The sequence below is a fragment of the Bacillus proteolyticus genome (assembly GCF_001884065.1).
GTDB lineage: Bacteria > Bacillota > Bacilli > Bacillales > Bacillaceae_G > Bacillus_A > Bacillus_A proteolyticus.
The window spans coordinates 1-6,305 of sequence record NZ_MACH01000009.1; the positions used below are offsets into that span (position 1 = coordinate 1).

Annotated in this window: 4 protein-coding genes and 1 pseudogene; 3 read left to right on the forward strand and 2 right to left on the reverse strand. The window is 33.3% G+C overall.

Annotated features, from left to right (window positions below; genetic code table 11):
* Positions 1-51 precede the first annotated feature (51 nt).
* Positions 52-417, reverse strand: coding sequence for a hypothetical protein (locus BAQ49_RS02590; RefSeq protein ID WP_116733423.1), 366 nt, complete (start codon positions 415-417; stop codon positions 52-54).
* Positions 418-599: 182 nt separating this feature from the next.
* Between BAQ49_RS02590 and BAQ49_RS02595 the strand changes: the two genes are divergently transcribed.
* The 3 genes and pseudogenes from BAQ49_RS02595 to BAQ49_RS02610 all read left to right on the forward strand — a co-directional run.
* Positions 600-2,930: a glycoside hydrolase gene (locus BAQ49_RS02595; RefSeq protein ID WP_071744077.1), complete on the forward strand. Its 2,331-nt coding sequence runs from the start codon at positions 600-602 to the stop codon at positions 2,928-2,930.
* A 677-nt stretch (positions 2,931-3,607) separates the two neighbouring features.
* Complete coding sequence (locus BAQ49_RS02605) at positions 3,608-5,218, forward strand: S-layer homology domain-containing protein (RefSeq protein WP_071744078.1); 1,611 nt, start codon at positions 3,608-3,610, stop codon at positions 5,216-5,218.
* A 318-nt stretch (positions 5,219-5,536) separates the two neighbouring features.
* Positions 5,537-5,761, forward strand: a pseudogene (locus BAQ49_RS02610) (IS6 family transposase); the annotation flags it as partial.
* Positions 5,762-5,961: 200 nt separating this feature from the next.
* On the opposite strand, the gene BAQ49_RS33840 reads toward BAQ49_RS02610, so the two are convergent.
* Complete coding sequence (locus BAQ49_RS33840) at positions 5,962-6,096, reverse strand: hypothetical protein (protein WP_255266617.1); 135 nt, start codon at positions 6,094-6,096, stop codon at positions 5,962-5,964.
* Positions 6,097-6,305 lie beyond the last annotated feature (209 nt).

Sequence of the window (6,305 nt, forward strand, 5' to 3'; positions counted from 1 at the left end):
CTGCTTAAGACTAGATTTCACTAGGAAACTTTTCGCATCTTTATATCTTTCCTAAGTATTTGCACCAGAACCATATTTACTTTTGTGGGAGTTCGAAGATTTACAATAAAAGATATTATATGAATAGGAGTACAGCGAATTTATTGAAATATTAGGCGACAGAATAGATAAAATTTCTAGGTAAAATACGTGGATTAATAAAAGAGCTAACTTTACTCTTGATAGGGTAAAATTGGCTCTTTTTATCGTGGCTTGCTTAGCGTGGTTTTTTTCCGAAATGCTGGCGGTACCTCTTTTAGAATTCCAAAAATCCATTTTGGAACCTGCACTTTTGTATGTCTCAGCTTTCACATTCATTTCTTGTATCCCTAAGCTCATCATGCCTATTAATGCGACTATCGGTATGATTTTTTTCATAAATTCCCCTTCTTTCCATGATAGTTTCCTATTATAAAATAAATCACTATTGTTACAGAAATGTGACAATTTCAAATAGGGGCACGGCAAGAATTCGTTTTTTTTGAGCCACTCACCATTTTGTCACATTCCTGTCACAATGTATTTGTAGGATAGAAATACAAAAAAGGAGGTTTATAAGTATGAATAAAAAAATGAACAAGCTAGTCATTCCAATTTTGATGAGTTCAATGTGTCTTACATTACCATCCCTGAGTTATGCGCAACAAAAGGATTTTACAACAAAGGGACAAAACGTGGTTTCTCAATACAAAAATTTCACCTTTGATGTGAATCCTGAAACTGGTGAAATTTTTGTGGAAAAAGATGGTGTAAGAGAAAGTGCTTCCTTACCACTATCGAAGAAAAAAATAACAAATCTAATAAAAAAAGATGATTGTATATCATGGAGTTATCCAGATGACCAAATAGATGTGAAGATTGAAAAGAAAGAGTCTTATTTAAATATTAAGTTAAAATCTATTAAGTCTGAAGGAGCTAATGAATTTACATGGCCTAAAGTAAGTGCAGACAGCTATACGTTACCATTATGGGAAGGAAAAAATATACCTAGCAATGATCCAAACTGGAAAGAATATTTAAAAGATCAAGAGATGTCATTCATAGAAAGTTTTTCTATGAGATTCTTTGCATTGAATAAATCTAATTATTCCATTATGTATATAGCTGAAAAAATGTATAACGATAATATTCATTTCACTGCTGATTCCGATATACAGTTTAGTTTTACACATCAATATCCTTCTATTAATAAGAATAAAGAATATGGATTCAGATTGTATCTAACTGATAAAAACCCTGTCTCGATGGCCAATATTTATAAAAATTATATAAAAGAACAGGGAGAATTTAAGACACTAGAAGAAAAAGCAAAAACAAATCCGAACATTAAAAAATTATATGGTGCTCCTCATATTTATTTTTGGGACCACAGTGGGATTGCAGTAGAAAATAGCAAGTGGGATAAATTTTCACAAAAAATGGATGAGACATTTACAAATTGGATTGCACAGTTGTTACAAGAAAATACGGAAGATGGCTCAAAAGATTTTGAAACTGTTATGCAAGATATAAAGAATCAAAAAGCTATCAATAAAAGCCAGCAAAAAGTAATAGTTAATGCGATAAATCAGGTATTAAGATTAGAACAACTTTATAATAAAGATATTTTTTATAACCCAGATATCTCAATAAATGAATTGTTAAAAAAAGGCATCCAAAACTTAAGTGAACAAGAACTCTATACACTGAACAAAGGATTAATTAAGAGTAAGTTAACAGAGGCATTGGATGAAGTAAGTAGATGGGAACAGAAAGAAACAACAGATGTTTTAGTTGATATGAAGAAATCGAATGTTAAAAAAGCATGGATAGGTTTACCTAATTGGGCTAATGGATTAATGAATCCCAAAATGGTAGAAGAAGCAAATAGAATGGGGTATTTAATCGGTCCTTATGATTCATACCACTCGATTCATGAAGTGGGAAGTAGAGAGTGGAATACAGCTTCTTTTAAAGATAAAAATTTATATGAAAATGCTACAATATCGAATGAAAAAGGAGAAAAAGTAGGAGGATTCTTAGGAAAAGGAAGAAAGTTAAATCCAACTTTATCCTTACCTAGTGTGCAAGAACGTGTAGGTGATATTTTACAAAATAATATACCGTTTAATTCTTGGTTTGTCGATTGTGATGCTACAGGCGAAATTTATGATGATTATTCTCCAAATCACATTACAACTCAGGAACAAGATCTAAAAGCAAGACTGCAAAGAATGAAATATATTAGCGAAGAAAAACATATGGTAGTCGGATCAGAAGGTGGGAATGACTTTGCTAGTAATATAATTGCCTTTGCGCATGGAATAGAAACGCCTGGGATTTGGCCCGACTCTGATATGAGAGATAAAAAGAACCCATATTATGTAGGCGGATATAAATCCACTTCACCAGATGGTGCTATTCCAGAATTGAATGGAAAAACCATACCTATTAAGCCTATTTATAAAAATATTTATAATAATCCTGTATATTCAATTCCGTTATATAAACTTGTATATAATGATTCAATTATTACGACTCACCAATGGTCATGGGGAAGTTTTAGAATTAAGGATGAGATAGGAAATAGAATGTTATCTGAAATGTTGTATAATGTACCACCTTTATATCATATTGATAAAAATGAATGGGAGAAAAGTAAATCCATCATTACCTCTTATTTGAAAGTATGGTCTCCATTTCATGAGAAAGCCGTAACAAAACCAATGACTAATTTTGAAGTATTGTCTGAAGATCGGCAAGTTCAAAGTACGACATTTGGAAATGACATGAAAGTGATTGTGAATTTCTCAAACCAAGATTTCACATATGACAATGAGAATATAAAAGCAAAAACAGCTATAGTATATGATGGGAAGAAAAAGAGTATATTAGAAGTTCCAAAGTACTGACATGACATGGTTGTTGCTGTGAAATAAGGTCGTACTATTTTGAATAAAATTTAACTGTTTGCAAAAAAAGTTGCACCGTTTTGTATCATTAGATAAAGCTGTCACGGTAAAACTCCTGAGTTTTGATCAAGCTTTATTCCAAACCAACACAAAAAATGGCTTCTGTGGTTTAAAGTCCCTTTTTATTTGTAATCAGGATTTTCGAAAGATTTTTGAATTTCATAGAAATCAAACGGGATATAAAGTAAATGTTATAGTTTTGTATATTAAAGGTTATTTATGTTATTTAAACTATATTTTTACGAAGGTACTAGAGGGAGTGCCATCATGTATAGTGTGGTTGAAACTGCAAAAGAGAACAATTTAAGTCCTTATCATTCTCTTCGATATTTGTTTGAAACACTCCCAAATATCAATTTAAACAATTATGAAGAGAGATCTGTGTTGGATTCTCTTTTCATTGGTCTTAGTTATGGGGGAACCCTAGTGTTGTGTTATAACCCTGAAATATTGACATATCTAGGCGGACCTATAGATTTCAGTTAATTATATGAAATGAAAAATCAAGTCGTTATTTTTGGGATTCAAACTACCATTATTTAAACTATTATTCACACTAAAAGAAGTACAAGGAGGAAGGTATATCTATTAAAATAGTGAGATATACCAAATTATAAATGAATATTAAATTTAACAAAAAAGTAGTAGCATTAACAGCAGGCTTAACGGTATTATCTTCACCATTGGCATCATTTGCAGAGGAACAACAATTAGTAAACAATAAGCAACCTACAAGCGTTCAGGAACAAGATAAAACAGGCCAACTTCAAGCATCAGATGAACAGGCTTTAAAAAGTATTGAAGCTAGTTTTGAAGGGATAGACGGACGTGGTGGAGGTACTATCGATAATAAGAAAGCAGACAGTCTTCAACGTTCAGAGGGTATTCATGAAGAAACGGGTACATTAACTGTTCCAAGCAATTCAAACAGAACAAAACGTAGTCTATCTCCTGCATCACCTAGCATCTCTAGTACAATAAACGGTGTTCCATTCACTGAATGGATTGTTCCAGCAGGTAACGATAATATTCGTCCTCAAAACTACATGAGTCCAAAGTACATTACAATTCATGAGACTGATAATACAAGTGTAGGAGCAGGTGCTAAAAACCATGCTCAATACCTATATAACCAAGCAGTAGGGAACACAAACCGAGTTGCATCATGGCATTTTACAGTAGACGATAAAGAGATTTATCAACACTTACCATTAAACGAAAACGGGTGGCACGCAGGAGACGGTGACGGTCCAGGTAATAGACAATCTATTGCAATTGAAATCGCAGTTAACAGAGACGGTAACTACAGTAAAGCAGTAGATAATGCTAAGAAACTTGTAGCTTATTTAATGAAAGAAACTGGTGTACCGTTAAATAATATCGTAAAACACCAAAGATGGAGTGGTAAAAACTGTCCTGCTAACATGATTAACAATGGACAATGGGATTCATTCGTAAATGGTGTTAAGGGGAATTATAATAACCTTTCTCAACCAACAGACGATATTACAGGGGGGTGGTATGAGTCAGCTATTCGAGAATTAAATAGAAGGGGTATTATGGTAGGGGAAGGAAACGGAATTTTCGCACCTAACAGAGCAGTAACAAGAGCCGAATTTGCTCAATTAATCTCTAAGTCTCTAAACTTGCCAGCCGGAGATGCTTCATTTAAAGACTTAAACGATGCAAACCCAACTCTACGAGATGGTATTAAACGAACTGCAAGTGCAGGTATCATTGCAGGTAGAGGAGACGGTTCTTTTGACCCAAACACACCTATTACAAGAGAAGAATCAGCAATCATTGTAAACAGGGCTTTACAGTATAAAGGTCTATGGGGGCCAGTTGCAAACTTACCATTCGTAGATAAGGACCAAATTAACTATAAAGAAGACGTACAAAGATTGTATGGCTTAGGTATTGTAAAAGGTAAAGAAGACAATCAATACGATCCTAAAGGAACAACAACCCGTGGTGAAACAGCATCGTTCATTCTAAACATGCTTCTAGTAATTGAAACTGGTAGTGTTCAAAATGTAATTGGAACGGCTCAAATCAATGGTATTGGAGTAAATATTCGAAGTGGAGCAGGTTCAAACTACTCTATTGTTAGAAAGGCAAGTAAAGGCGAAAAAGTTACAGTATATGAAGAAAAGAACGGTTGGTTAAGAATTGGAACAGGTCAGTGGGTTTATTATGACTCTAGTTATATCAACTATAACAGATGATAAAAAACTAAAGTCTTTAAAGCATCTACATATAGACTTTCGAAAAAAAGAAACAATCTTGCTTATCATTGACGTTACATGAGCTTAGTTTGATGGGCATGAGGGTATCACATTCTCTGCAATACAAAATAAAAGGGGAAACTATTCAATTAGTTTTTCCTTTTTATTTTGTCAAACAAATGGGTTCTGGTGCAAACACTCCAAAACGCTTGTAAGTAACCTCCTAAACTTGGATATATTGATACTAGTACTCTAAAAAAGGATGTGATTGGTATGGAAAAGTAAAATCTATTCAAGTGAAAACATTATTAACCGGATATTATTTTATTAACCGTGAGATGGTACCTACGGTACAACCTCAGTTTTCGTAATTTAGTCGAAATGATGGAAGAACGTGGGTTATCCCTTGCTCATACAACTATCATGCGATGGATTCATCAATATGGTCCTGAATTAGATAAGCGAGTACGACGTCATCTTAAATCAACCAATGATTCTTGGCGAGTCGATGAGACGTATGTGAAAGTCAAAGGTCAATATATATCATATTTCTTTTATTAATAAAAATATCCCCATAGATCAGTAAATCTAAAGGGATAAAACAGTGCAACTTTTTTATAAACAGTTAATCTTTTTTCAAAACGGTTAAACTTTGTTATAAACGATTAAACTTTATTTCAAATCCACAAACAAAAGAGCCTTACCTCTGTAGGCAAGACCCCACTAGTGTAGTTATATAGTATTTACATAGCAAATAAGAAACATAAAACATATAATACCAAGTAGCAGAACCCTAACATTCCGCCTATAGCTAGTACCTGTTTAACCCAGCTCTTGAATTTCAGATTACTGTCAATAATCGCTTGCACTCTTTCCATATCCGTTTCCTCCTATTAAGGAGAACCCTTAAAGACTCTCACCTCGCTATGATACCATCAAGGAATGACTAATAGAGGTCTAATTTTTGTCTAAATATATAAATATGTAATATTGCATATAAGAATGTATTGATAATAATGTAAGCGCTTACTATAATGAAAGCATAAAGATAAATCACATCTTAGCATCAACAACAGAGGAGGAAATA